The 25,413-nt window shown below is 38.7% G+C and carries 17 protein-coding genes; 10 read left to right on the plus strand and 7 right to left on the minus strand.

Annotated features, from left to right (window positions below):
• Positions 1-15 precede the first annotated feature (15 nt).
• The gene (locus L654_RS0125110) at positions 16-2,958 is read left to right on the plus strand and encodes a TonB-dependent receptor (protein WP_024609378.1); all 2,943 of its coding nucleotides are present in this window, start codon (positions 16-18) and stop codon (positions 2,956-2,958) included.
• 284 nt (positions 2,959-3,242) lie between these two features.
• Here L654_RS0125110 and L654_RS0125115 read toward each other — a convergent pair whose 3' ends face one another.
• A complete protein-coding gene (locus tag L654_RS0125115) occupies positions 3,243-3,716 on the minus strand; it encodes a Dps family protein (protein ID WP_004334993.1) in 474 nt (157 codons plus the stop codon).
• Positions 3,717-4,050: 334 nt separating this feature from the next.
• On the opposite strand from L654_RS0125115, the gene L654_RS0125120 reads away from it, so the two are divergent.
• Positions 4,051-4,260, plus strand: coding sequence for a hypothetical protein (locus L654_RS0125120; RefSeq protein ID WP_007579816.1), 210 nt, complete (start codon positions 4,051-4,053; stop codon positions 4,258-4,260).
• Here the strand turns inward: L654_RS0125120 and L654_RS0125125 are convergent.
• Both L654_RS0125125 and L654_RS0125130 read right to left on the minus strand, forming a co-directional pair.
• The gene (locus tag L654_RS0125125; RefSeq protein ID WP_024609379.1) at positions 4,257-4,862 is read right to left on the minus strand and encodes an alpha/beta fold hydrolase; all 606 of its coding nucleotides are present in this window, start codon (positions 4,860-4,862) and stop codon (positions 4,257-4,259) included. The two genes, L654_RS0125120 and L654_RS0125125, sit on opposite strands and share 4 nt — an antisense overlap.
• 183 nt (positions 4,863-5,045) lie before the next feature.
• Positions 5,046-5,582: a YaeQ family protein gene (locus tag L654_RS0125130; protein ID WP_024589486.1), complete on the minus strand. Its 537-nt coding sequence runs from the start codon at positions 5,580-5,582 to the stop codon at positions 5,046-5,048.
• Positions 5,583-5,673: 91 nt separating this feature from the next.
• Here L654_RS0125130 and ylqF point away from each other — a divergent pair, with 91 nt between their 5' ends.
• Positions 5,674-6,618 carry a ribosome biogenesis GTPase YlqF gene (gene ylqF / locus L654_RS0125135; protein WP_024589485.1) on the plus strand — a complete coding sequence of 315 codons (945 nt, stop codon included), beginning with the start codon at positions 5,674-5,676 and terminating at the stop codon, positions 6,616-6,618.
• Positions 6,619-7,271: 653 nt separating this feature from the next.
• Here ylqF and L654_RS0125140 read toward each other — a convergent pair.
• Entirely contained in the window at positions 7,272-8,384 is a 1,113-nt protein-coding gene (locus tag L654_RS0125140) for a DUF547 domain-containing protein (RefSeq protein WP_024589484.1), read from the minus strand.
• A gap of 92 nt (positions 8,385-8,476) precedes the next feature.
• Positions 8,477-11,455, minus strand: coding sequence for a DUF3857 domain-containing transglutaminase family protein (locus L654_RS0125145; protein WP_024609380.1), 2,979 nt, complete (start codon positions 11,453-11,455; stop codon positions 8,477-8,479).
• A gap of 499 nt (positions 11,456-11,954) precedes the next feature.
• Between L654_RS0125145 and L654_RS0125150 the strand changes: the two genes are divergently transcribed.
• The 7 genes from L654_RS0125150 (at position 11,955) to fusA (ending at position 20,849) form a co-directional block, all read left to right on the plus strand.
• Positions 11,955-13,196, plus strand: a complete 1,242-nt coding sequence (locus L654_RS0125150; RefSeq protein WP_024609381.1) for a porin — start codon at positions 11,955-11,957, stop codon at positions 13,194-13,196.
• An 11-nt stretch (positions 13,197-13,207) separates the two neighbouring features.
• Positions 13,208-14,179 (plus strand): tripartite tricarboxylate transporter substrate-binding protein, encoded by a 972-nt coding sequence (locus tag L654_RS0125155; protein ID WP_024589481.1) that lies wholly within the window; start codon positions 13,208-13,210, stop codon positions 14,177-14,179.
• Positions 14,180-14,192: 13 nt separating this feature from the next.
• On the plus strand, positions 14,193-14,660 hold the full coding sequence (locus L654_RS0125160) for a tripartite tricarboxylate transporter TctB family protein (protein ID WP_024609382.1): 468 nt from the start codon (positions 14,193-14,195) through the stop codon (positions 14,658-14,660).
• A gap of 3 nt (positions 14,661-14,663) precedes the next feature.
• Positions 14,664-16,184 carry a tripartite tricarboxylate transporter permease gene (locus L654_RS0125165; protein ID WP_024609383.1) on the plus strand — a complete coding sequence of 507 codons (1,521 nt, stop codon included), beginning with the start codon at positions 14,664-14,666 and terminating at the stop codon, positions 16,182-16,184.
• An 11-nt stretch (positions 16,185-16,195) separates the two neighbouring features.
• Positions 16,196-17,818, plus strand: coding sequence for a sensor histidine kinase (locus L654_RS0125170; protein WP_024609384.1), 1,623 nt, complete (start codon positions 16,196-16,198; stop codon positions 17,816-17,818).
• Between the two features lie 14 nt (positions 17,819-17,832).
• Positions 17,833-18,558: a response regulator gene (locus L654_RS0125175; RefSeq protein ID WP_024609385.1), complete on the plus strand. Its 726-nt coding sequence runs from the start codon at positions 17,833-17,835 to the stop codon at positions 18,556-18,558.
• A gap of 206 nt (positions 18,559-18,764) precedes the next feature.
• Positions 18,765-20,849 (plus strand): elongation factor G, encoded by a 2,085-nt coding sequence (gene fusA, locus L654_RS0125180; protein ID WP_010554859.1) that lies wholly within the window; start codon positions 18,765-18,767, stop codon positions 20,847-20,849.
• An 853-nt stretch (positions 20,850-21,702) separates the two neighbouring features.
• On the opposite strand, the gene mdoH is transcribed toward fusA, so the two are convergent.
• Positions 21,703-23,664 (minus strand): glucans biosynthesis glucosyltransferase MdoH, encoded by a 1,962-nt coding sequence (gene mdoH / locus L654_RS0125190; RefSeq protein ID WP_024609386.1) that lies wholly within the window; start codon positions 23,662-23,664, stop codon positions 21,703-21,705.
• Positions 23,636-25,255 carry a glucan biosynthesis protein G gene (locus L654_RS0125195; RefSeq protein ID WP_024589477.1) on the minus strand — a complete coding sequence of 540 codons (1,620 nt, stop codon included), beginning with the start codon at positions 25,253-25,255 and terminating at the stop codon, positions 23,636-23,638. Before L654_RS0125195 ends, mdoH begins: the two co-directional genes overlap by 29 nt.
• Between the last annotated feature and the right edge of the window lie 158 nt (positions 25,256-25,413).

Raw genomic sequence — 25,413 nt, forward strand, 5'->3', positions numbered from 1 at the left:
ATTCAGGGGAATTATATGACATTAACTAACAAAGGTAGCGCACGATTATTTAAAAAATCGTCGTTAACAGTTGCGCTAAGCAGCGCGATACTTGCAAGCATTTCATTTCAAGGTGTGGCTGCAGAAGATGACGAAATTACTAAAATAGAACGTGTACAAGTTACAGGTTCTCGTATTCGTTCAGCTGAGGCGATGTCATCAGCGCCTATTCAAGTTGTAGATAGCGCAGCAATCGACGCATCTGGTTCATTAAATATTCAAGATTTACTGCTAGATAATCCAGCATTTGGTTCACCGGCAATCAGTCGTACTAATTCAAACTTTAGTACAGCTAGTGCAGGTGTTGCGACTGTAGATTTACGTAATTTAGGTTCTAACCGTACATTGGTATTAGTTAATGGTCGTCGTTATGTATCAGGTGTACCAGGTAGCTCTGCTGTCGATTTAAACACTATTCCGAGCCAATTTATTGAACGTGTTGAAATTATGACAGGTGGTGCTTCATCTGTGTACGGCTCTGACGCTGTTGCTGGTGTAGTTAACTTTGTTTTAAAAGATGACTTTGAAGGCGTTGAGTTTGATGGTCAGTACGGTGAATCGAGTGAAGGTGATGATGAGTCACGCCAATTTAACTTTACCTCAGGCTTATCAAGCTCAGATGGTAAAGGACACGCAATGTTTCACCTTGGTTACTCTGATCAAGGCGCTGTTTTCTCACGTGACCGTGATCGCTCAGCGGTAGACCAATTTTCAGGTATTTTCTTCGAAGATGATCCAGTAGCAAATCCAGGTTCTGTATTTGATGCAGTAAGCCCGTTTTTATCTTCATTTCCACCACAAGGTCGTTTTAGCGCTGGGGATGAAACATTTACGTTTAATGATGCAAACAACCTACAAAACTCATTTAGTACTAATGGCGGCGATGGCGTAGCTGCAAATGGTTTTAACCGAAGCGGTGTACGTACAATAGCAATACCTACAGAACGTTACTTATTTGCCTCAAATGGTAGCTACGAGTTAAGCGACAAGCATAGCTTTTTCTATGAAGGCACTTACGCTGCAACAACAACCGTTTCTGAATTAGAGCCATTTCCTTTTGCCTCTGACGACATTTATGCAAATGGCCAGGTACCAATTGAATTTAATGTAAATGGTGAGCTTTTACGTAACGCGTTTGTTCCCGACGATATATATAACGCAGCAACCGATACCGACGGTGATGGCGCACGAGATATCTTCTTTGCAAAACGTTTAAGTGATATCGGTAATCGTGGAGCACGAGCAGAGCGTGATACATTCCGTTTAGCACTTGGTTTTCAAGGTGAAATAGCCGATGGTTGGTTTTACGATACTTACTATGTATACGGTAAAACAAAAGAGCAACAAGTTTCAGGCGGTCTAGTTAATGTACAAAGCTTCCGTCAAGGTTTAGAAGCTGTGATCGATAGCCAAGATTTAGATGGTGATGGTATTACTGATGAGGCTATCTGTATCGATGCGACAGCACGTGGCTTTAATTGTGCACCAGTAGACATTTATGGTTTTAATTCGTTATCGCAAGGTGCTATTGATTTTGTAAGTGCACCTAGTTCGCTTTCAACGTCGGTTGAGCAAGAAATCATTGGTGGTAATATTTCAGGTGATTTATTTGATTTACCAGCAGGTACGGTAGGTATTGCAGCTGGTTTTGAATACCGCGAAGAATTTTCACGTAGTGAATTTGATGCACTACAGCAAGCAGGTCTTAATGCGGGTAATGCAATCCCAGCAACAGAAGGCTCGTTTGATGTAACTGAGTATTATGTAGAAGCAAATATCCCAGTGCTTGATTCTGTAACGATGAATGCAGCAGTTCGTTTATCTGATTATTCAACTGTAGGTAGCACTGAAAGTTGGAATGTAGGTGTTGATTGGGAAGTAATGGATAGCTTACGTTTACGTGCTACTCGTGCTCGTTCAACACGGGCTCCAAATATCGATGAACTATTTTCTCCGCCTTCACAAACTTTCCCAAGTGGTTTAAACGATCCATGTTTAGGTGTTACTAATAGTGGCGGTGGTGCTGCTGGCGATGCTTGTAGAACAGATGGTGGTGTTACAACTAATATCGCTTCAAATGGTGAGTTCACGCTTAACCAGTCTGACTTACAAGGCATTAGTGGCTTTAACCGTGGTAACCAAGATTTAAAAGAAGAAGTTGGTGACTCTGTAACAGTAGGTTTAGTATTTACACCAGAAAACCTAATATCAGGACTAGATATTACGCTTGATTACTTTGATATCGAAATTACAGATGCAATCGTATCAACACCTCGTCAGTTTATTCTTGACCAATGTTATGGCGGCGGCGATACAAGCTTTTGTGACTTTGTAACTCGTCGTAGTGCGCCATCAGGTAATAATAGTGCTGGTTCACTAGAATTTATCGACAGTGGTGTATCTAACAGTGGTGGTTTAGGTACAGAAGGTGTTGATTTAACACTAACGTACTCTGCTGATATTGGTCCTGGTGCGTTTAGAACTCGTCTTGCTTATACTTACCTAATCGATGGTTATAGCATTCCACTTCCAGGCGCTGATAAAGATGAGTTTGCTGGAGAAATTGGTGCATCAGAGCATAAAGCTAACTGGAACTTTGGTTATAAACTTAACGACTTTGATTTTAACTGGAGCTTAACTTACATTGGCGCTGCAGACTTTGATGATCAATTCTTAAGTGGTTTTGGTATTGCTCCAGGTGGAGTAGGGATTGGTTCAGTAACGTATCATGATGTTCAAGCAAGTTACCATATCAGTGATTCAACAGAGCTTTACGCTGGTGCAAGTAACTTATTTGATAAAGAGCCACCACGCATTTTATCGGGTGTGAGCGGTTCAAGTACTGGTACTGAAACTGATGCTGGTACGTACGACCCAATTGGTCAATCATTCTACATAGGTTTTAGAAGTAAATTCTAACCAACAATAACGACACTAATATAGTTACTTAATTAGTTACGTTCACAAAGCCTCAGTATCGCTGGGGCTTTTTTATTGGAAAAAATAATAAGAGCAGTAATGCTTATACATTGTTTATCCCAATATATGAGCATTGTGCCCACTTAAACCAAAAACAACGCCACTGGTAACAGGGGCGTTGTTTAGTATTGGGGGGAGACTAATATAGTAACCGAATCGCTTGATTATTTAACGATTTATCCCTATTTGTGGCCCTCTTCATTGAGGGCTTTTTTTTTGCTGGTTTAGTCTAAGTAAGCCTTTAGCATCCAAACCAGTTTTTCTTGCTCTGAGATGTAATCGCTCATTAGTGAGGCTGTACCTTCATCGTCTGCATCACCAGCTTGGCTTAAAATATCACGCTGCATGTGAATTAATGTGCTGTAACCAGCAAGTAGGTTTTCTACGGCTGTAACGCCATCACTAATACCTTTAGCTTCTTTAATTTTACTTACTTCAAGGTAATCAGAAAATGCATGTAGAGGTGCGCCATCTAACGTTAAAATACGTTCTGCAACTTCATCTACTTTTAGAAGTAGTAAGTTATAAATTTCTTCAAACTTAACGTGTAGTTCAAAAAAGTTACGGCCTTTAATATTCCAGTGAAAGCCACGCGCGTTCATGTATTGAATCTGGTAGCTACTCAATAATGTATTGAGTGACTTTATGATGTCTTCGCTTTTTGCGCTGTTTAGACCAATTGCGTTTACATGTGACATAACTTGCTCCTGAATAACCGTTTGTTTGTGAACTTGTGATAAGTATTACTAATTTCGATAAATTAGTAAAATCGTTTAAATGTATCTAGTTAATAGTTTTAACCTATTAGCTGTTTTTGATACCTATATTCACTTTAGACTATTAATAGAAGTGGGTCTGATTAATAAAAATACTACCCCTCAAAAGTAAATAAACCTCAAAAGTATATAAATCATGATCTAAAACAAACTTTATTCAAGGTAATAACTTAGCTATTTTTTTATTGATGCAGGTCAAAAATCATCCACCCTAACGGCGCATAATAATGTTGTCGAAATAATTAGGAGAGATAACATGCATGCAAAAACAGCGAAACAAAATAAAGCAGAGTTAATAGTGGTAGGAATTGCAGTCATCGCATTTGTACTTGGGTTAGTAGCGCACTTGGCGGGTGCAAGCTTTGCGAACTCAGATTTTTTTGGCTACATTGCGGCGCCGATTCCGCTTATATTGGCAGTGGTATTTTTAATTAGTTATAAAATAGCAGCCAATGCTGAGGATTAATCTTTCTCGTTTAAGCACTTTAAAATGTAATCGAGTACTTGGCGCGAGTAAATCATACTGGTATGGCTTAAATGAAACACTTTATGTTCGGCCATACCTTTAAGTTTGGTTTCATCTAGTAATACAGTGCCATCTGACCGGCTACCTTTAACTATTAAGGGCATAAGCCCAATAGGTAAATCGCCCGCAATACTGTAAAGCTTAGCTTTAAAAGGCCAATTACCATTTTTAGTGAGTAAAAATTCAACACTATTTTTTAAAAATGATTCAAACCCTTTTTGTTTCATTTTTTGCGCTATATGGCTGCCTTTATGTGGAGTACCCAGTGTAATTACCTTCGTAACATTCTGGCTAGCAGGGGAGTTTGCCTCTAGGTAAGCACGTGCAATAAGCCCTCCCATTGAGTGGCATACAAGCGCTGCAGGTTCGTTAGAAATACACTCATCAATTTGTGCAAATATGGTATCGCGGTGAGGGTCGAGCGTATTATAGGTAATGTTTAATACCGTCATCCCCGATTCTTCAAGTCGTGAACAAAGTGGGCGCATAACAAAGCCAGACATATACAAGCCATGTAAAACAATAACGTGTTTAACTTTCATATGCTCCCTAATACCAATTTTATTAAAAACATGATCATTCTAGCGTATTAAATAATCCGCTACCTGCGTTAAAAATTATTTATATAGAACAACTATATGTCATAATTTTCGCCTTGTTATCGACTTATTTATTTGTCGCTATAATAGATAACTAATTTAATGCAATTGGTATAACTACCGTAATTACATTAACTGTAGCGGTTTTATTTCAATATTGGTTGTATCGGTATTTACCCATACTTCACCATCTTGAATGGTAATGGCGAGCTTAATTCCACGATCAACCAAAGCAGCAAGTGCTTGTGTTGCTGCATAATCAAGGCTAAAAATACTTAGATTTTTAAATTCATACAATTTAGGTTGGTGTTTTTGCCACCAAATTGCTTGATTGTTTTCACCGTAAGTATATAGCACCACTTTTTTAGATTTATTACAGGCTTTTTTAAGGCGTTTTTCATCTGGTAAGCCAAGTTCAATCCATAGTTCTATTTCTTCACTATAGCTTACATGCCAAAGTTCAGGCTCATCATCAGCGCTTAATCCTTTAGTAAATTCTAAACCATCACAGCTATTTAGCGCAAAAGCGAGTAAGCGAATCATCAACCGTTGATCGGTCTCTGATGGGTGTTGAGCCAAGGTTAAATTAAAATCTTGATAAACGTGGCGGTCCATATCGCTAAGCGATAACTGCACTTTCATAATGGTGGATTTAAGAGCCATAACAACTAATCTGAAAAAATTTGCGTCAGTATAGCGCAATTAAATGAATTGCCAGTTAAAATAGCGGTTAATTATACGTTAGGAGTTAAAAATGGCTATCCAGTGGTTCCCTGGGCATATGAATAAAGCCCGCAATGAAATTAAAGAAATAATGCCACAAATGGATGTGATCATTGAAGTGCTTGATGCGCGCATTCCCTACAGTAGTGAAAACCCGATGGTGGCAACCTTGCGTGAAGGTAAGCCGGTCATCAAAATTTTGAACAAAGCTGATTTAGCTGATCCTAAAATGACTCAAATCTGGAAAGATTATTTTGAGCAAGAAAATGGTGTTAAAGCGATTTCTTTTGGACATGATAAAGCAGCTGAAGTAAGTCGTATAAATGAGCTTTGTAAAAAGTTAGTGCCGCATAAAGTGGGTGCAGATAAGCAAATTAAAGCCATGATAATGGGTATTCCTAACGTGGGTAAATCTACGTTAATTAATGTACTGGCTGGACGTATAGTTGCAAAAACAGGTAATGAACCTGCGGTAACCAAAGCACAACAACGCATTAAGCTTGAAGACGGTATTATGCTTTACGATACGCCAGGTATGCTTTGGCCAAAAGTAGAGAATGAAAACTCAGGTTATCGTTTAGGCGCTACCGGTGCCATTCGTGATACGGCGCTTGAGTATGAAGAAGTAGCAAGTTACACAGCTGAGTACTTATTGCGTGCATACCCTGAGCTTTTAAAAGCGCGTTATAAAATAGACGAATTACCAGAAAGTGATTGGGAATTTGTTGAAATGGCAGGTAAAAAACGCGGCTGTATTCGTGGTGGTAATCAAATAGACACATATAAAATGTCTGAAATACTAATCAACGAATTACGCGACGGTATTATTGGCCGTATTACTATGGAAACTCCGCAAATGCGTGAGGAAGAAGAAGTAATGGTTGCTGGTTTACGCGCCGCTGCAGAAGCTAAAAAAGCAGCTAAAGAAGAAGAAAAGCTTCAACGCCGAGCGCGAGCTCGTAAAAACCGTCGTTAATATTTAACCAGAGTTCAGGTTATTTAATTAAAGAGATTTAGTTTTACTAAATTACAGACATAAAAAAAGCCCGTAAGGGCTTTTTTAGTTTCATATCTACCGTCACCGATATGAGCAATGTAGCAAGTAAAATAGTAGGGCGGTTACTCATCATCAACATCAAGGGGCGTTGCGGTTCATAACAAGTAACCATAGCTGTTTACGTGCGCCACACGTTGTTTCAGGGTCGAGAAACAAATCAATTCATTCCTTAACAAGTGGTATGCAATCCGTCTTGTTGATATTGATTATCAGTTAGATCTAACTGTCTGTCAACACCTAAATGCAAATAATTCCTATTATCTCTTTGTTTGTTTTGTAAGCTAATGTTAAGTATGAAAAAGAATAATAATCTAAGCTGTTTGACTAATCAGTAGAGCTTTAATTCGATATATCTAATAGTGATTTTTATTTATTAGAGCTAATCGATTAATGCAGGAGAGAGGTTTTCGTTTGTATTTTAAGCTTAGAGTCTTAAGGCTGTGTCTTTGGAAAAGTTTAGCGAGCTTTAATGTGAATGCTCTATAATGTTTAGACATAAAAAAAACCCAGTAATTGGTAGGTCCAACTATTGGGGTTACTTCATTTACTGCGCATTTTTAATTGGTATTATACTATTGGTTATTAGCGTAGTAGGCGTTTTCACCACTTACGTTTGTTTTTAACAAATCATTTTTTCTTTGTAACTCTCTAAGAATAACGATTCGCTTAGCTGGAATATTAAGATTGTTTAAGCGAGGAAAGCTATGCTGAGGGATCAGTAATGCTTTATCCCAATTACTAATAATAATATCGTAAGAGTCTCGGTGCTTAGGACCTGTTACATCAGTAATGTCATAATTATCGATGGTAAAAAGAGCTGTTTTTTTATTTTTTAACTTATTGAGTAAATCGTTATCTGCATACAAACTCAGGTGAGCAAGTAAATCATTATTAAAGTCATTAAAATATGCTTTTTTATCTTTATACATGGTCGATACATTAAGAAGGTTACTGCTGTAATTAGTGCCTCTATTTGAATTAATAAATTCTTGAGCGTTATCAATTAATGAAGGCATTAAGTTATTAGCGGTGTATGCCTGAGTTCTAATATTTGGTGAACCGATATAGCCTTTATATAAGCCATACATTACAAGAAGGTTATTTTTATTTAATGGCATTAATATTTTGTATTCAATGTCATCTAAACTAAGTTCTTGTCCGTTATATGTGAATAGCTTTTTGTAAAAGAAGCTGCTTTTATCAGCCACGTCATAAGATAAACTATTTGTGTCTTTTGGGTAGCGCTGAGCTAATTCATTTATTACTGCTACATTATGTAGATTCAGCCAAAATGCAGTTTGTTCTTCATTACTTAATTTACTAAGTTGGTTATTTGCTAAATAACTAAGAAGATTACTTTGTATAGCTGCAATTGATTTTGTTAATTCTGGATCATCAATAAATTGCTCATAATAAAAGCGGTTTGCTTCTGCATCAGTCGCTCGGTTACTTCCGAGGTTAGGACCTTGCTCATTTTCATCATAGGAAATGTACGATCTATCTGAACGAGCCAATTCAAGAACAGAGGCTTCTAAAACAGTATTGTATTGAGAGTAGTCAACTGCAAAATTAGCAGTCACTTGATTCTTACTGTTTAAAGAATTTGTTGTATTGCTACTTTCAGCAAAGCACGGGGCTGACAGCAACGTACTCAGTATTATAGATTTAGCTATTAATTTGATCATATTATTTCCCTCGATGATTATATCCAATATCGCTCACGGCTGTTTGTTTTATGAACAAAACAATAATATGCATTAAATTAAGCTTAGTCAAATTACTGTAATTTATTGGCTGTTATACGTAAATTAATTTGCTTTACGAGTACTTTATCTTGTTTGTTAAAACGTCCTACAATAAGCAAAAAATCACTACCGTCAGTTTTTATTACTTTAATACTTGTATTATCAAGTTTGGTTTTACCGTATGTGGTTTCTATTTTTTCTATGTCTTTAAAGTGACTAAGATCTGATTCAAGTTCTCCTTGGTCATTTTTGTAATAGCTAAAAATATAGTTCTCGGTTATTCCGTTACCGTCTTCTCGGTAATCAAATACTGCATCGCTATAAAAATAAAGTATTTCTTCGTTTTCAGGTGTTAGGCGATTACGTTTTAAAAAGTGTACTTGGTAAGACCATAAACTATCGCCTTTTATAATTGCGGCATTGGGTAAAATATTTACTTCTTGAAGTACGCCTAAAAATAATAGAGGTGCAAACGCAAGCGAGATTAAATACTGTCTAATTCGCCAGTACGAGTTGTAATGTAGGGCTTCTTTACTTGTATCGGTTTGTTCAATGTAACTAACTAGAGGCAACCATAAAAATGGCATTATACAAATCACTATGGTTGCGTATTCGTCCATACGATAAGCAAAGACGCTGGCGAGTATCATTAGCCAGAGTGTTAAGGCAGTCCAGTTAGGCATTACTCTATTTTTGTTTAACTGTTGTTGGCTGTGCTCTGCAAGTGCGAGATACAAAGGGTAATACCATAAAAACGCAAATATACCTCGAGCAATAGGCATAATACTTGAGTTATCGCGCTCTTTAATGGCTTTAAAGTTACGATAACTCCAATAATTAACAAATATGCCTAAACTTAAAATACTGTAAATAATAAACTTACTTACAGATACTGCATAAAATGGACTATCTTCAAATTTCACTTTTTTTGCTGACTCTAATCGCCAATCGGCAAAAAAGAATATGAGTACTAAAATATAGCCAGCCAACACATATTTAAGCCAACTATAACCAAAGCTATCTAGCACATCAGCTGCTGTTTGAGGTGTTTCGGTCGTTTCCGCGTATTTTAGAATAGGGTAATGGGTTGCTGATATTAACTTTTTACGCTGTGCTAAATAATCATCTATTTGAGCGGCTTTAATATGATCTTGTTTTACGTAATAGTCATAACTCAGTGTTAAAACATTATCATTAAATTCAGTAGTTGTTTTTAGGTTGAAGTAGTCGTTATCAATTTCTTGTTGATCGCTATCAAATCCCCAACCTTTTTCTGCAAAATGCAGTTTTATTGTGGTGTTAATTATATTGGGGTAGCCAAAGTAGAGTGGGTCGGTGCGATTTACCTGCTTTGGTTCGTAAACGCTATTTTGTATTTCATTCGCGTAAAAACTAGCTTCGTAGCCTTCGTCTGTTTTTTCCCAAAATTCACTAATTAAATACGATTCTTTGGTTATTAGTTTACCCGTTTGTTCTTGTTCACTAATAGTCATTGCTTCATTGATTGATAGACCATTTAAAAAGCCTTGGTAATACTCGAAATAAGATTTAGCAACGCTATTTAGACCACTGCTGGCTATATTGCTTCTTCGGTTAATAGCTTCAAATTCAGCATAAGTGTACTGGGTTTCAAAACGTGATGGCTCAGATACTTTTTCAGCAATAAAAAAGTTATCTTCTACAGATACATTTGTATGTACAGGTTTTTGCGCCATTGAAGTTAAAGCGCTTTCACCTTTATCAATAATTAGGGCATAGCCATAATCAGGCTGTGCTAAATATTCGAGAGTACCTCGCTGGTAGCTAACCGTAGGATCGAGCCAGTAGCGTTTTCCGTTTTGTTTAAGCGTAACAATTACGTGATTAAATACACTTGCAGAAGGTGGAAGTTCTTTTAAACGTTTGGTTTCCTCTGTATCAACTAGCGCGGGGAAGGCCTCTATATCCATCGCTTTTAATAACGAAATAAGCAGTACCGTTTTATCTTTACAATCGCCATATCGTAGCGAAAGCGTTTCTGAAGCTGACGTTGGTTGATGCGAGTTAGTGCCCATTTCAAGCCCTAAATATCGAACTTCGTCTTGGCTAAAGCGCAGTGCTGCTGCAATTTTGTCTGATGTTTTTGTGTGTTTTGCTTTTATTTCTTCAGCTACATCCAAAATGCTGTTTGGGGTTTCTATGGCTGATTGATAAAGCGGATATGCCCAGTTAACTACCTGACCCCAACCGTCAAACTCAGAAAAGTAAACTTGTGTATACGGGTCGTACCACGTTGGGGTTTGAGAATTTTGCTCCAGTAAAGGTTCTTCAAAAAGAGTTATAGAATAATCTTTGCCATATTTGTTAAGCGTTTCTTGAATATCTGCTGTGCCGTTTATTGTATTGATATGTAAAGGCGTTTGTTTACCCCAAAGTACACGCATATTTTGTTGCACTACAGGTACCGACCAGTTAAGCGTGCGCCTTGTACTAAATTTATTAGCATATATAGGGTTGCTACCTGTCACTGTGTAGCTGTAATCGAGTATGTCGCCACTGCGCATATCATCAATAATAATATTGAGTGATAAGCTACCATTATAAATACGAGCAGCTAATTCAGATTCCCCTTGTATAACCGTCATTCTCGCGCTGCCAAGCTTATCAATACGCTCATTATTTCTAATAATCGTTAAGCTGTTTAGTGTTAGCGACTCATAACTTGGATCAAAATCAAGATTAAGCTGGCTTATATAATCAACACCACTTTGATTTAAAGCTTTCATAACCAAACGCGTATAGCGTTGCTGTTTTTGTCTGCTCGGTATATAGGATTGGTTATCGAGTAACAAATAAAGTGTGCCGTCACGTACCTTGGTTATGTCGGAATGCTTGGGTTGCTCAATAATATGTGTATTAACCCAATTAGCTGGTTTATCTATTTTATATTGCTGCGCAAAAATACTATGAGAGAAAATTAATAAGGTAAGTGCAATTAGCCAAGAGCTGAGTCGAAGGAAGTTCCATTTCATTGTAGGGTCTTATAGTTGTTTTTATAAATACTATTGAAGGAATAATGTACCAAATTTAGGCTTTTTTGACAATGAGATGTTAACAAATTCATTGTTGAGCAGTTAATTAATAGTATATAAATAAACTGCTATGGTAAGTGCGAAACGCTTAACCCCCCTCAAATGTTCCTAAAATAATTTTTTAGTTGTATTGCTAAATCATAATTAGCTAAGCCTACTTTATTGTGGGCTTTGTTAGAGCTGCAAAAATCCTATCTATTTATTCGTACGGTAATCATTCAAACCTTTAAAAGTGTTTATAAATCAAAATATAACAGTAACTGTTTTTGCTCTTTTTGTTCATGAGCTTTATGAGCAAAAAGCACATAACGATCATCAATGCACCTTACCTTCTAAATATTTAGTTAATTTCACGTTAACAATAAGCTGCGAGTTAGATAGCAGTTTGTCGTCGCTTATCTACCTGACAATAAATACATACACAAGCGTGGAGAAAATAATGAAAGCAAGTAACACACAACTCGCTTTGGCAGTTGCTGCTGCATTAGCAAGTACATCCGTTTTAGCCGATAACGATACGCAAAAACTACAAGAGCAATTAGATGCGTTACAAAAAGAAGTAAGTGCATTAAAAACAACCAGTGGTTTTAATTTAGAGTTTGGTGGACGGGTTCAGCTCGACTACAACTATTTTGATGGTGCTTACAATGCTGATAACGAGGGCTCTGGCGGGAGCAATTTTTTCCCTCGTCGTATTCGTACTTACGTTGAAAGTGAGCACGGAAATTGGGATCACAAGTTGTTACTCGAGTTTGCCGAAGGCACTGCTGAAATAGTGATGGCGCGTGTTCGTTATGCGTTTGATAACGGACTTAAAGTTAAAGCAGGTAAAATTCGCGAAGATATATCGCTAAATGCATTAACCAGTTCAAAGCACATTAATACAATTGAGCGTAGTTCGCTTGCCAATACTTTCTCCCCATTTTTTCGTTGGGGCGCTTCTGCCTATCAATATTTTAAAGACTCAGGCTTTCGTTACGCGATAGGCGTTTATAAAAATGATGCACTTGGTGCAACAGGTAGCGATGAAAACGACAAGCTTACTCTTGCTATTACTGGGCGTGCTACATGGTCGAGTGCATCACCTGGCGATGTAATTCATTTAGGCGTGTGGCATTCATATCGCGATATGGGTGGCAATGAATTAGGCGCACGTTTTGCGCGTGGTGAAGTGCGCGAGACTAATACTCGCCTTGTTGATTATGCTGCTGGTGGTGTAACAAGCCCACTTGATAGTTTATCGCAAACCGGTCTTGAGTTTGCTTATCAGGCGGATTCTTTAACACTTGAGGCTGAATATGCAAGCCGCTCACTTGATGCCGCTAATAGTGCTGATTTTTTAGATGGCGAGCGCTTTGATGGTTTTCATGTATCGGCAAGTTACTTTTTAGGTGGAGAACAGCGCCAATACAAAGCGAGCTCTGCATTATTTGTACAACCTAAAAATATTAAAGATGCATGGGAGTTGGTGGCACGTGTTTCAGAAGTAGATGCTACAAGTAGCTTACAAGGCACAAAAGCGACAACTTATACATTAGGTACATCTTATTACGTAAGTAGTGATATTAAGTTTATGGGTAATCTAATTTACAGCGATGTAGAAGGTGCCGGTACTACTGCGCTGGTTGGCGACGAAGACTCTGGTATGGGCTTTAGTGCACGTATGCAGTATTTATTTTAAAGGGACACACAATGAAATTATTTAAATCATTACAAACGACCATATTTGCAGCATCGTTAGTACTTAGTAGCCCAATGGCAATGGCCGACACTCACTTTTTAATCCCTGGCGGACCTGGTGGTGGTTGGGATACAACAGCCCGTGGTATAGGCGAAGGGTTAGTTAAGTCGGGCATTGAAAATAATGCATCTTTTCAAAATATGTCTGGTGGTGGAGGCGGTCGTGCTATTGCGTATTTAATTGAGTCGGGCACTAAAAAGGGCGATATTTTAATGGTTAACTCAACGCCTATCGTATTGCGCGCGTTAAGTGGCCGAATTCCTTATAGCTATCGCGATTTAACACCTGTAGCCAGTATGATTGCAGATTATGGCGCGTTTGTAGTGCGTAACGATTCTCCATTTAAAACTTGGGAGGATGTTATTAAATCAATAAAAGAAGATCCAAGTTCGGTAAAAGTAGCGGGCGGTTCTGCTCGCGGCAGTATGGATCACTTAGTGGCGGCTCAAGCAGTTAAAGCTGCGGGTATAGATGGTCGACGCCTACGTTATATTCCTTACGATGCAGGCGGTAAAGCTAAGGCTGGGTTGCTTTCAGGCGAAGTGAATTTACTTTCTACTGGCTTAAGTGAAGCGCTTGAAGTAGCTAACGGTGGTCAAGCACGTATTTTAGCGGTTACATCGGGTGAGCCCTTACCTGATTACCCAAAAATACCCACACTTAAGTCACTAGGTTACGATATGGAATTTGTTAATTGGCGTGGTCTTTTTGCTGCGCCTAATTTACCCGCTGAAAAGTTAGCACAGTACACAAAAAAACTACGTGAGTTGCAAAGTACACCTGAGTGGGAAGCTGTACGAGCTCGTAACGGTTGGCTAAATCTTTTTCAAGAAAAAGATGAGTTTATTAAGTCACTAGAAGCGCAAGAAGTGCAGCTTAGAGCTGTAATGGAAGAGCTTGGCTTTATCCGCACATTGCCGTAATCGAGGTTTTAAAATGACGAATCGAGAATTAATAGGGCCAAGTTTATTCTTGGCGCTATTTACTTTATACGCTGTGGTTGCATGGCAAATTCCGCTACTACCGTTTGAAGAATACGAAACGGTTACCTCAGCGACACTTCCTAAAGTATATGCCGGGTTTGGTATTGTGGTGTGCTTACTTTCTATTGGTTCAACATTGCTTAAACCAAGAGAGAAAACTAATACTGATGATGTTCTTGAAAAGTCACACGTACTGCGCACCTTTGGTTTATTAATATTAATGATAATTTATAGCGCGGCACTGGAGCCAATTGGTTTTTTAATTTCTACTAGTGCGTTTTTGCTTGCGGGCTTTTTTGTGATGGGCGAAAGACGTAAGGGAATTTTGCTATTTGCATCGATACCGGTTGCGGTGGTTTTTTGGTTTTTGATGACTCAAGTATTAGGTATTTACTTGGTTCCGGGCGATTTGTGGAGTTAAGTTATGTTTGATGGAATTATGCTTGGTTTGTCGACCGTGCTCGACTTTAATAATTTAATGTACGTTATAGCTGGCTGCTTGGTAGGTACTTTTATAGGTATGTTACCAGGATTGGGGCCAATTACCGCAATTGCCTTGATGATCCCAATTACTTACAGCATTGGCGCCGATTCGGGCATGATTTTAATGGCGGGTGTTTATTACGGCGCTATTTTTGGTGGCTCTACGTCATCTATTTTAATTAATGCGCCTGGCGTGGCGGGTACGGTAGCTTCCTCCTTTGATGGCTACCCGCTTGCTAAACAAGGGCACGCAGGTAAAGCATTGGCAATTGCTGCTTATTCCTCCTTTATAGGCGGAACGATTGGCGCCATATTATTAATGGTAGCTGCACCTTTATTAGCAAAAGTGTCATTGAGTTTTCAATCCCCTGATTATGTTGTGTTGATGTTTTTAGGCTTAACAGCTATTGCAGCATTTTCAAATAAAGGGCAATTTTTAAAAGCAATGATGATGACTGTGTTTGGCTTGATGCTAGCAACGGTTGGAATTGATCCATCATCAGGGACTGACCGATTTACCTTCGGGCAACCTGATTTACTCGATGGAATAAGCTTTTTACTGGTTGCTATGGCAACATTTGCATTAGCCGAGGCGCTTGTAAATGTTGTAAAACCAGAGAAAAAAGATGCTAAAAACATTAATGACTCAGACACACCGCAAATAGGTTCAACCAAGTTAAGCAAAGCCGAGATTAAAGAGATAGCACCAGTGATTGGTCGCTCGTCTATTTTAGGTTTTATAGTAGGAGTGTTACCGGGTGCTGGTGCAACTATTGCGAGCTTTATGGCTTATGCAACAGAGCGAAATTTAGCGCCAAAAGGTTTAAAAGAAAAGTTTGGTAAAGGCTCATTACGTGGTTTAGCTGCACCAGAGTCGGCAAATAATGCGGCGTGTACAGGATCGTTTGTTCCACTGTTAACGCTTGGTATTCCGGGCTCAGGTACTACGGCAATTATGCTAGGTGCTTTGATTGCTTACGGCATTCAACCAGGTCCAATGCTTATGCAAGAAAACCCAAGTGTATTTTGGGCGGTTATTGTAAGTATGTACTTTGGTAATATTGTGCTGCTTATTTTAAATTTGCCGCTGATTCCTTACTTTGCAAAAGTATTAGCAATGCCTAAGTCGGTACTCACCGTGATGATATTGTTCTTTAGCTTAATTGGCGTTTACTTAGTGTCCTTCAATACCTTCGACTTATTTATGATGGTAGGATTTGCGGTGGTTGCGCTAGTATTGCGATTACTGTCGTTTCCTATGGCACCATTATTATTAGGTTTTATATTAGGGGATATGATTGAGCGAAACTTCCGTCGTTCAATGATGATTTCTGATGGCTCATTAAGCTTTTTATGGGATCGTCCGCTAACATTGAGCATATTTATAATTTCAATTTTAGTGCTGTTGTTTCCGTTAAAAGATTATTTAATGCAACGCCGTGCAGACAAAGCAAATGCATAATTGAGAATGAAATGAAAAACACCAACAAGCTAAATCCATTGCAAAACATGGTCACAAAACCTAAGCGATTAGAAACACGATTAATTATTTGGGTAACAGGATTGTGTGTATTGCAGGCTTTATTATTTGGCGCGTTGGTGTATCAACTTACAGCGCAAAGCTTACATAACCATATTGGTGATAAAGCATTAGCTGTGGCAAGCAGTATTGCCACACGTGCTGATGTAATTAATGCACTGAAAATACCTAGTGACTTAACCGCTATTAACATGCAAATTGAAGATTTACGACAGCTTGTAGGTGCTGATTTTATTGTTGTTGGCGATGAAAATGCGCTTCGTATTGTGCATCCAGATGAAGATAAAATTGGCAAAAAAATGGTCGGAGGCGATAGCCAAGCTGCATTAAAAGGAGAACGCTATATTTCGGTGGCCCATGGTAGCTTAGGTGAATCAATTCGTGGCAAAGTGCCGGTGTACGCAGGTAATAATGAAATAGTAGGCGTTGTATCGGTTGGTTTTTTAGTACAATCAATCGATCCGCTTATTCTCTCTCGCAGTAGTGAAATTTTAATATGGGGCTTAATACTTGTAGGTTTAAGTATACTGGCGGCTATTTATATTGGACAGCGTGTCAGAAATGCTATTTTTGGCCTGCAGCCAGATGAAATTGCACGTTTGTTTTCAGAACAAGATGCAATTTTAAATACGGTACGCAGCGGTATTATTGCACTCGACCCGGACGGAAAAGTACGAAAACTCAATCAACGCGCCTGCGAAATATTAGATAAACCAACTTCAATTATTAATCAGAACCTCACCTTAAACGATTTATTACCTGAACATGCAGAATTTTTATTGCGTAATCAGCGGCGTAAAATAGTGGGTTTTGAATTATTTGCCGCCGATAAACGCCTTATTTTATCGAGATTTTCTTTGCAAGTGCAAGGGCAGGCGGATGGTATTTTACTGAGTATGCGCCCCTCTGATGAACTTGAGTATTTAAGCCAACAACTTACTAAAGTTCAGGCTTTTGCAGAGCTTTTAAGGGTACAAACTCATGACTATTCTAATAAGCTCAACTTAATTGGTGCGTTAGTGCAAATGGGCAAAAACGAACAAGCTATAGAAATAATAGGGCAAGAAAGCCAGGGCTCTCAGGCACAAATTCATAACTTGTTAGAGCGCATACAAGACCCTGTGCTTGCTGGTTTGTTGGTGGGTAAATATCATAAAGCAAGAGAATTAAATGTTGCGCTTGAGCTTAACCCCGACAGCCTACTTGGTGTTATTGCACGTAAAGATATGCTCGAGCGAGTTGTATCTATTTTAGGTAACCTTATAGATAATGCGATTGAGGCTGCTATTAGGTCATCGAACTCTCGCTCTGCAAAAGTACGGGTAACCGTTGATGAAACCAGCCAAACTCTCTTATTTGATGTAGAAGATACAGGCTTTGGGTTAGGTTCTGACCATGATGTTATTTTTACCCCTCAGTACAGCTCTAAATCAGGAGCAGAGCATGGTATTGGTTTATATTTAGTAAAAACAAATTTAGACTCATGCGGTGGCACGTTAGAAATTGGTGAGTCAGACCTACTAGGTGCAAGACTAAGTGTTTACATTCCAAAATAATAAGAGCATTAAACATGACGTATTCAGTAGTAATAATTGAAGACGAAGTAGAGGTAGCACAGCTATTAGCGCAGTACTTGTTATTACCAAATGGTGTCGCAGGTAGTCAAACGCCAAAGCAAAGTTTAAGGCAAGCACAGTATCAGGTAGTGGGCATTGCAGGTAATTTAAGCACGGCAACAGCCTTACTGCATGCAATTGAACCCGATTTGATTTTACTCGATATACATTTACCTGATGGTAACGGACTTGATTTATTGACCGACTTACGACGTCGAACGATTAAAAGTGAAGTTATGCTGCTCACTGCTGCAAAAGAGGTCGAAACCCTTGAAAAAGCAATGCAGTTAGGTGCATGCGACTTTTTAGTAAAACCATTAATGTTAAACCGACTTGATCAAGCACTTGCACGTTTTGAATCACGTCAGCAATGTTTTTCTGATGCAAATGAAGTAACGCAGTCAATGGTTGATACGTTATTTGGTTCAAAGCAGCAAACCAACACGTTTGTTCGTTTACCAAAAGGGGTCGATCAACTTACCCTAAAAAAAATACATGATGCTTTTGTAGAGCACGCAACCACCGCATTTACCGCTCAGCAAATGGGCGATTTGGTTGGTGTTAGTCGCTCTACAGCACGCCGTTACTTGGAGTATTTGCTTGAATCAGGTAAGTTAACAGCGGATCAAAGTTATGGCAGTATTGGCCGCCCTGAACGTTGCTATAAAATAGCGAAGTAACTTTTTGTACCTAAGGCTTAAATATTAAATTCTATTTATTTCAACACCTTACGTTTTTTTTGTTATGTTTGATATTTAATAGATTCTGACGATAAAAAAAATATGTTGAATTGATTGCATTTTAAGCGGCTTGTATGGTGATGTTCGCTTTAAGTGATGTTATACTCCTGCGGAATAATTTATCGACTTTATTAAGAGCAAAATTAATGGCAGATTTATCGAAGTACAGAAACATTGGTATTTTCGCGCACGTTGATGCGGGTAAGACCACGACTACTGAGCGTATCCTAAAGCTTACTGGTCAAATCCATAAAACTGGTGAGGTTCATGATGGTGAATCTACTACTGACTTCATGGAACAAGAAGCTGAGCGCGGTATTACTATTCAGTCTGCGGCTGTAAGCTGTTTCTGGAAAGATCACCGTTTTAACGTTATCGATACTCCTGGACACGTTGACTTCACAGTTGAAGTTTACCGTTCACTTAAAGTACTAGATGGCGGCATCGGTGTGTTCTGTGGTTCTGGTGGTGTTGAACCACAATCAGAAACTAACTGGCGTTATGCTAATGATTCAGAAGTTGCACGTATTATCTTCGTAAATAAATTAGACCGTATGGGTGCTGATTTTTACCGTGTAACTGAGCAAGTACGTAAAGTACTTGGCGCAACTCCACTAATCATGACTTTACCAATTGGTATTGAAGATGAGTTTGTTGGTGTTGTAGATGTTTTAACTAAAAAAGCATACGTTTGGGATGACACTGGTCTTCCTGAAAACTACGAAATCACAGACATTCCTGCAGACATGGTAGATAAAACTGACGAGTATTATGAAATGCTTGTTGAAACTGCCCTTGAGCAAGACGATGCACTACTTGAAGCTTACATGGAAGGTGAAGCACCTTCTTTAGAAGACATCAAACGTTGTATCCGTAAAGGTACTCGTGACCTTGCTTTCTTCCCAACATACTGTGGTTCTGCGTTTAAGAACAAAGGTATGCAGCTTATTCTTGACGCTGTTGTTGATTACTTACCATGTCCTACAGAAGTTGATCCTCAACCTCTTATGGATGAAGAAGGTAACGAAAATGGCGAGTTCGCAGTAGTATCTACTGACGAACCTTTCAAAGCGTTAGCATTCAAAATAATGGATGACCGTTTTGGTGCATTAACATTCGTACGTATTTACTCAGGTAAACTAAACAAGGGTGACACTATCCTTAACTCGTTTACTGGTAAAACTGAGCGTGTTGGCCGTATGGTTGAGATGCAAGCAGATGACCGTAACGAATTAACTAGCGCACAAGCTGGTGACATCATTGCTATCGTAGGTATGAAAAACGTGCAAACTGGTCACACTCTATGTGATCCTAAGCACCCAGTAACACTTGAGCCAATGGTATTCCCAACTCCAGTAATCTCGATTGCTGTACAGCCTAAGGATAAAGGCGGTAATGAGAAAATGGGTGTTGCTATCGGTAAAATGGTTGCAGAAGATCCATCTTTCCAAGTTGAAACTGATGAAGATTCAGGCGAGACTATCCTTAAAGGTATGGGTGAGCTTCACTTAGATATCAAAGTAGATATTCTTAAGCGTACTTACGGCGTAGACCTTATTGTTGGTCAACCACAAGTTGCTTACCGTGAAACTATCACTAAAGAAATTGAAGATAGCTACACGCATAAGAAACAATCTGGTGGTTCTGGTCAGTTCGGTAAAATCGACTACCGCATCAAGCCAGGCGAAGTTGCTTCAGGTTTCACGTTTAAATCATCAGTTGTTGGTGGTAACGTACCTAAAGAATTCTGGCCTGCAGTTGAGAAAGGCTTCAAGTCAATGATGGGTACTGGTGTTCTAGCTGGCTTCCCTGTACTTGACGTTGAAATTGAACTTTTCGACGGTGGTTTCCATGCCGTGGATTCATCTGCAATCGCGTTCGAAATCGCTGCTAAAGGCGCTTTCCGTCAATCGATCCCTAAAGCGGGCGCACAACTTCTTGAGCCAATCATGAATGTTGACGTGTTCACTCCAGAAGATCACGTTGGTGACGTAATCGGTGACCTTAACCGTCGTCGTGGTATGATGAAAGACCAAGAAGCTGGTTTAACAGGCAGCCGTATTAAAGCTGACGTACCGTTATCAGAAATGTTCGGTTACATCGGTACACTACGTACAATGACATCTGGTCGTGGTCAGTTCTCTATGGAGTTCTCACACTACGCTGCATGTCCGCAAAACGTTGCTGATACAGTAATCGCTGCAGAAAAAGAGAAAAAAGCTGCTAAGTAATTAGCTCTTTAACTCTTAAAAAAACCCGCACATGTTGCGGGTTTTTTATTGCCTATAATTTGGTTTTATTTTTTTAGTTGTTTATAACTACTTTTTATTATTAATTAGTCCTATGTTACTAATTAATAAAAAGGTACTAGAGAGCAATTTATTTGCCTCAATTACTTAATTGGTTGGTTTATAAGAGGTTAATTGTAAGTTAAATGTAACTGCATGAATTTTAAGAACTTCTATTGATGCATCTAAATACGTAATGTAGAATACTAGCACTTTTAGACTAGAGCTCTAAAGTCAGATAAGGAAGTCTCCGCAGCAGAGACGTTTGCTATTAATTCTATATAAGACGTAACGATCATGAAATCTATTAAATTAGCACCAAACTGGTGGCTACAATTTACAAAATGCGTTTTAGCATTCAGCTTAATATTTTTAATTCATATTATATTTTCTGTGAACCTAAAAATTGTTTTTCTCACTGTAATGCCAGCTCTACTGATTATTACTACTTTTAATATTCCTCATCTTCGTTTTTTACATTGTTATAAAGCAGGCATTTGTTATACGCGTTTATGCACAAAGCGTTATATCAATAGCGAGGAAATTAGTTGCGTATCATTTAGTTCGTTTTTTCTTTTCACCATTTTTAAGGTGGAGTTAGATAATGGTAAAACGTTCCATTTTTATAACTGGCAACTTGATGATGAAACGCAATCAGCTATTTGTAAAATGTACTGCAATAAGTTAGCTAACAAAATTGAAAATATTAGCGATAAATGCAATGCTTGATCTTTAATTTAGATAGCAAAAAGGAGCGATTAATCGCTCCTTTTTTGTTTTTGTATTTTATAACGCGCTAATTAAACTTTTTTATAGCCTTAGCTTTTAGCGCTTTCATCTTTAGCCTGCGTGGCTTCTTAAAAGACTGGATAGGCATTGTTACCAACTGCTCTTGTGGTAGTGCCGGTATTGTTTGTGGATAAGCACCTTCCTTTGGTACCGAAATTTCTTTTAGATGTATTTTAAGTGCTTCTAGAGTTGAGTCGTTATCAACTTCACTAGGGCAAATAAATATACCTAATTTTCTTAGTTGTACACCGAGTTTAATGCTACTGGTATAACGGATAATCGGAGCGCCTAATACTAAGCCCAGCAATATAGGTGATAACCACCAAAAGAATACTGGCGTGAAGTAGTAAGCCGTACAACCCCATGCAATAGCCACAATAGTTGAGAATAACGTATAACCAAACGCCTCTTTCCACGGAACCATACGACCTTCGCGTGGTTGTGCATCCCACTTCACTTTTTTACCTAAAAACACACAAAGTACAAAGTAAGCATGAAATACCATCATTAATGGGGCAACAATAATAGCAAATACGGTTTCAATGATTGAACCTAGTATGAGCTTAATTGAACCACCAAAGCGTTTGCTTCTATGTATTAAGGTTACTATTATGCCCATTAGTTTAGGCATTAATAAAATAACAATAGTTAAATACAAGAGTGAATCAATCAGATCGGTTTTAGCTATTTGCCATGTAGGGAATAATTGATAAACACGGTTAAAGTACACATCACTATTTAATGCGCGCGTTACTGCATCAATAGTACTTAGCGCTAGCATTGAGAGCCAAATTAGTGATGAAATATAGGCTGTCGCACCAAGTAAAAAGTGCAGCTTACTCATTAATTTTAATTTTGATGATGACAATAAACCTAAGTGCTGAATATTACCTTGCACCCAGCGTCTATCGCGTACAGCGTAGTCTAGAATGTTACTTGGTACTTCTTCATAGCTGCCTTCAATATCTGATAGCAACAATACATCCCAACCAGCACTGTGAAGTAGTGAAGCTTCTACAAAGTCATGACTTAAAATTTCGCCGCCAAAAGGTGCATTACCTTTTAGTGTTGGCAAGCCACAGCACGTTATAAATGCTTCAACTCTAATGATTGCATTATGACCCCAGTAGTTGGCTTTATCAGTTTGCCAAAAAGCAGAGCCAGTAGCGAGCATTGGGCTATATAGCACTGACGCAAACTGTAAAAAACGGCCAAAAAAGGTATCTTGACGAACAGGGATCGGAATAGTTTGGATCAGGCCTGCTTGTGGGTTGTTGAGCATACTTGTAGTAAGCTCTAGCATACATTTTCCGGTCATTACGCTATCTGCATCAAGCACAATCATATGGTCGTACTGGCTGCCCCAGCGCTCACAAAAGTCGGTTAGGTTACCTACCTTACGGTGTTTGTTATCTTCGCGACGACGATAAAAAACGTTTTTAGTCGTATCACCTAAACGTTCACACAATGCATGCCATGCACTTAGCTCGTTTTTAGCTATTTCTGGGTCTTGCGTGTCGCTTAATAGATAAAAATCGAAGTTTGCAAGTTGACCTGTTTCTTTTAACGATTGCAGACTAACTTCAAAGCCCGCGATAACACGGTGGGTGTCTTCGTTGTAAATAGGCATTACAACGGCGGTTTTTTGGGCGTTAATTGCCTCACTATTGAACTCAATTGGTTTAATACGCTTTAGCGTAAGTGGGTCAATTCGTAATAGCTGTAATACAAAGCCGATTGTTCCACTACAAAATGCCGTTACAATCCAGGCAAAAGTGATTGAGAATAATACTAAAAGAGCATACTCAAGTAATGTCATACCGTTTGAGCTTAAAATCTCAAACATAATAGATATGCCGTAGCCAGATGTGCCAAGCGCTGCAATAGCAAATAGCCAAACTCTTAATGTTTTGAATGGCATTGGAGTGCCCTTACCTTTATTACTTGATGTCATTTGGGTACCAAACATAACTCCATACCTCGCTAATTTCTTTATCACGTAGTTTTAACGATAAACGCATATCAACGGGTTGATCGTCCTGTGGTGCAATTTTAAAGGCTACACGCCATCCTCGTGAATCAGGCAGTTTTTGTACATTCACGTCGGTTACTTCGCCTGTTGTAAGTTGAATGTCGGCATCTAGCTTTAACTGTTCAGAGAGTTGATTTATTTCTGACCCAGTAAAATCAACAGTAAATTGGCGATGGCTTTTTGGTGGTGGATTGTCTTCACCTGGTAAAGCGGCGCTACCGATCCTTGTGCGCAGTACTCTCGCTTTCTCGTGCTGAGTTAAAACTGCATTAAAGGTCGTCATTTTGTAGCTTAGCTTTAATGAATCACCGGCTTTCATTGGCTTTTCTGGTACCCAGTAACTTACGATATTGTCGTTAGTTTCTGTATCAGTAGGTATTTCTACAAGTTCTACACGGCCACTTCCCCATTCACCTTGTGGTTCGATCCATAGGCTAGGGCGGTTGTGGTAATGTGCTTCTGTGTCCAGGTAGTTATTAAAGTCTCGGTCTCGTTGAGCTAACCCAAAACCTTTTGGATTATTATATGAAAACGAAGTTACACTTAGCTGTGAAGGGTTGTTAAGAGGGCGCCATACCCATTTATCATCAGCTGATTGAGTTAATAGGCCATCTGAGTCATGAACTTCAGGGCGATAGTCATCAAAAAATTTGGTACTGTTTTCACCGTGGTAAAACATACTCGTTAGTGGAGCTACACCTAGCTTTTTAATATCTTTACGCGCAAATATCTGCATATCAACATCAACTAGCATATTAGTTGTAGGGTCAACACTAAACTTGTATGCACCCGATATAGATGGGCTATCTAATAATGCAAAAATGGTGATTTGGGTTTGGTCGGCCTTTGGTTTAACTAACCAGAATTCTTTGAACATTGGAAATTCTTCACCCGAATTTTCTGCTGTATCAATGGCAAGGCCTCTAGCTGATAATCCATAAACTTGCTGAGGGCCAACGACTCTAAAATACGATGCTCCCTGAAATACCATTACTTCGTCTTTATACTCGTTAGTATTTAACGGGTAATGTAAGCGAAATCCAGCATGGCCTAGTTGAGTATCCGCAACACTTTTAGCTATTTCTTCTTGTAGTGGTGCAGCAGTGCCATCGTATTGGTAAAAGTCGGTACTGAAAGGTAAGCGACTGCGTTTAGAGTCGCTATCAACGGTATTTATTGTCACAGGTGTTTTATATAAAAAACCAGGATGGAATAATTGCAGCTCGTACAGGCCTTCATCTTTCCATACTGCTTTGTCTTTTTTAAATCGAATTGAACGGTAATCTTGATAATCAATATTGTTAAGTGCTTCAAGCTCAATGTTTTTAGGCGCCACGTATTCTTCGCTTGCTAACTTTTTAGCGCGGGCGCTAATTACGTCAAATAAGCTACTTTGTGGGATTGCTACATCAACGGTTGCAGCAATCGCTTGGTTGCTATTGCCCCAAGTCGAAAAAATAATAAGTAGACCCAGTAGTGGTGCTGACTTCTTTTGCCATTTAGGCAGATTTTGGGTTAGTTGTTTCATTCTCATTCCTTTATAAAAACACGACTTATTTTTACGTTTAGGGTAAATATTGATTTTATTTTGTAAGTATCTTCTAAATAACTTAGAGCAAAATTTAAACCTTAATAAAAGTTCATATTTTTCAATAGGTAATATTTATATACATAATTCACTGAGGT

It is taken from the genome of Pseudoalteromonas sp. TAB23, assembly GCF_000498075.1.
GTDB classification, from domain to species: Bacteria; Pseudomonadota; Gammaproteobacteria; order Enterobacterales; family Alteromonadaceae; genus Pseudoalteromonas; species Pseudoalteromonas arctica.

Bases quoted from the DNA above. Each gene is read 5' to 3' on its own strand.
- mdoH (WP_024609386.1), bottom strand. From the start codon at position 23,664: ATGTTTGGTACCCAAATGACATCAAGTAATAAAGGTAAGGGCACTCCA.
- ylqF (WP_024589485.1), top strand. From the start codon at position 5,674: ATGGCTATCCAGTGGTTCCCTGGGCATATGAATAAAGCCCGCAATGAA.
- L654_RS0125150 (WP_024609381.1), top strand. From the start codon at position 11,955: ATGAAAGCAAGTAACACACAACTCGCTTTGGCAGTTGCTGCTGCATTA.
- L654_RS0125125 (WP_024609379.1), bottom strand. From the start codon at position 4,862: ATGAAAGTTAAACACGTTATTGTTTTACATGGCTTGTATATGTCTGGC.
- L654_RS0125155 (WP_024589481.1), top strand. From the start codon at position 13,208: ATGAAATTATTTAAATCATTACAAACGACCATATTTGCAGCATCGTTA.
- L654_RS0125195 (WP_024589477.1), bottom strand. From the start codon at position 25,255: ATGAAACAACTAACCCAAAATCTGCCTAAATGGCAAAAGAAGTCAGCA.
- L654_RS0125120 (WP_007579816.1), top strand. From the start codon at position 4,051: ATGCATGCAAAAACAGCGAAACAAAATAAAGCAGAGTTAATAGTGGTA.
- L654_RS0125160 (WP_024609382.1), top strand. From the start codon at position 14,193: ATGACGAATCGAGAATTAATAGGGCCAAGTTTATTCTTGGCGCTATTT.
- fusA (WP_010554859.1), top strand. From the start codon at position 18,765: ATGGCAGATTTATCGAAGTACAGAAACATTGGTATTTTCGCGCACGTT.
- L654_RS0125140 (WP_024589484.1), bottom strand. From the start codon at position 8,384: ATGATCAAATTAATAGCTAAATCTATAATACTGAGTACGTTGCTGTCA.
- L654_RS0125110 (WP_024609378.1), top strand. From the start codon at position 16: ATGACATTAACTAACAAAGGTAGCGCACGATTATTTAAAAAATCGTCG.
- L654_RS0125165 (WP_024609383.1), top strand. From the start codon at position 14,664: ATGTTTGATGGAATTATGCTTGGTTTGTCGACCGTGCTCGACTTTAAT.
- L654_RS0125175 (WP_024609385.1), top strand. From the start codon at position 17,833: ATGACGTATTCAGTAGTAATAATTGAAGACGAAGTAGAGGTAGCACAG.
- L654_RS0125145 (WP_024609380.1), bottom strand. From the start codon at position 11,455: ATGAAATGGAACTTCCTTCGACTCAGCTCTTGGCTAATTGCACTTACC.
- L654_RS0125130 (WP_024589486.1), bottom strand. From the start codon at position 5,582: ATGGCTCTTAAATCCACCATTATGAAAGTGCAGTTATCGCTTAGCGAT.
- L654_RS0125170 (WP_024609384.1), top strand. From the start codon at position 16,196: ATGAAAAACACCAACAAGCTAAATCCATTGCAAAACATGGTCACAAAA.
- L654_RS0125115 (WP_004334993.1), bottom strand. From the start codon at position 3,716: ATGTCACATGTAAACGCAATTGGTCTAAACAGCGCAAAAAGCGAAGAC.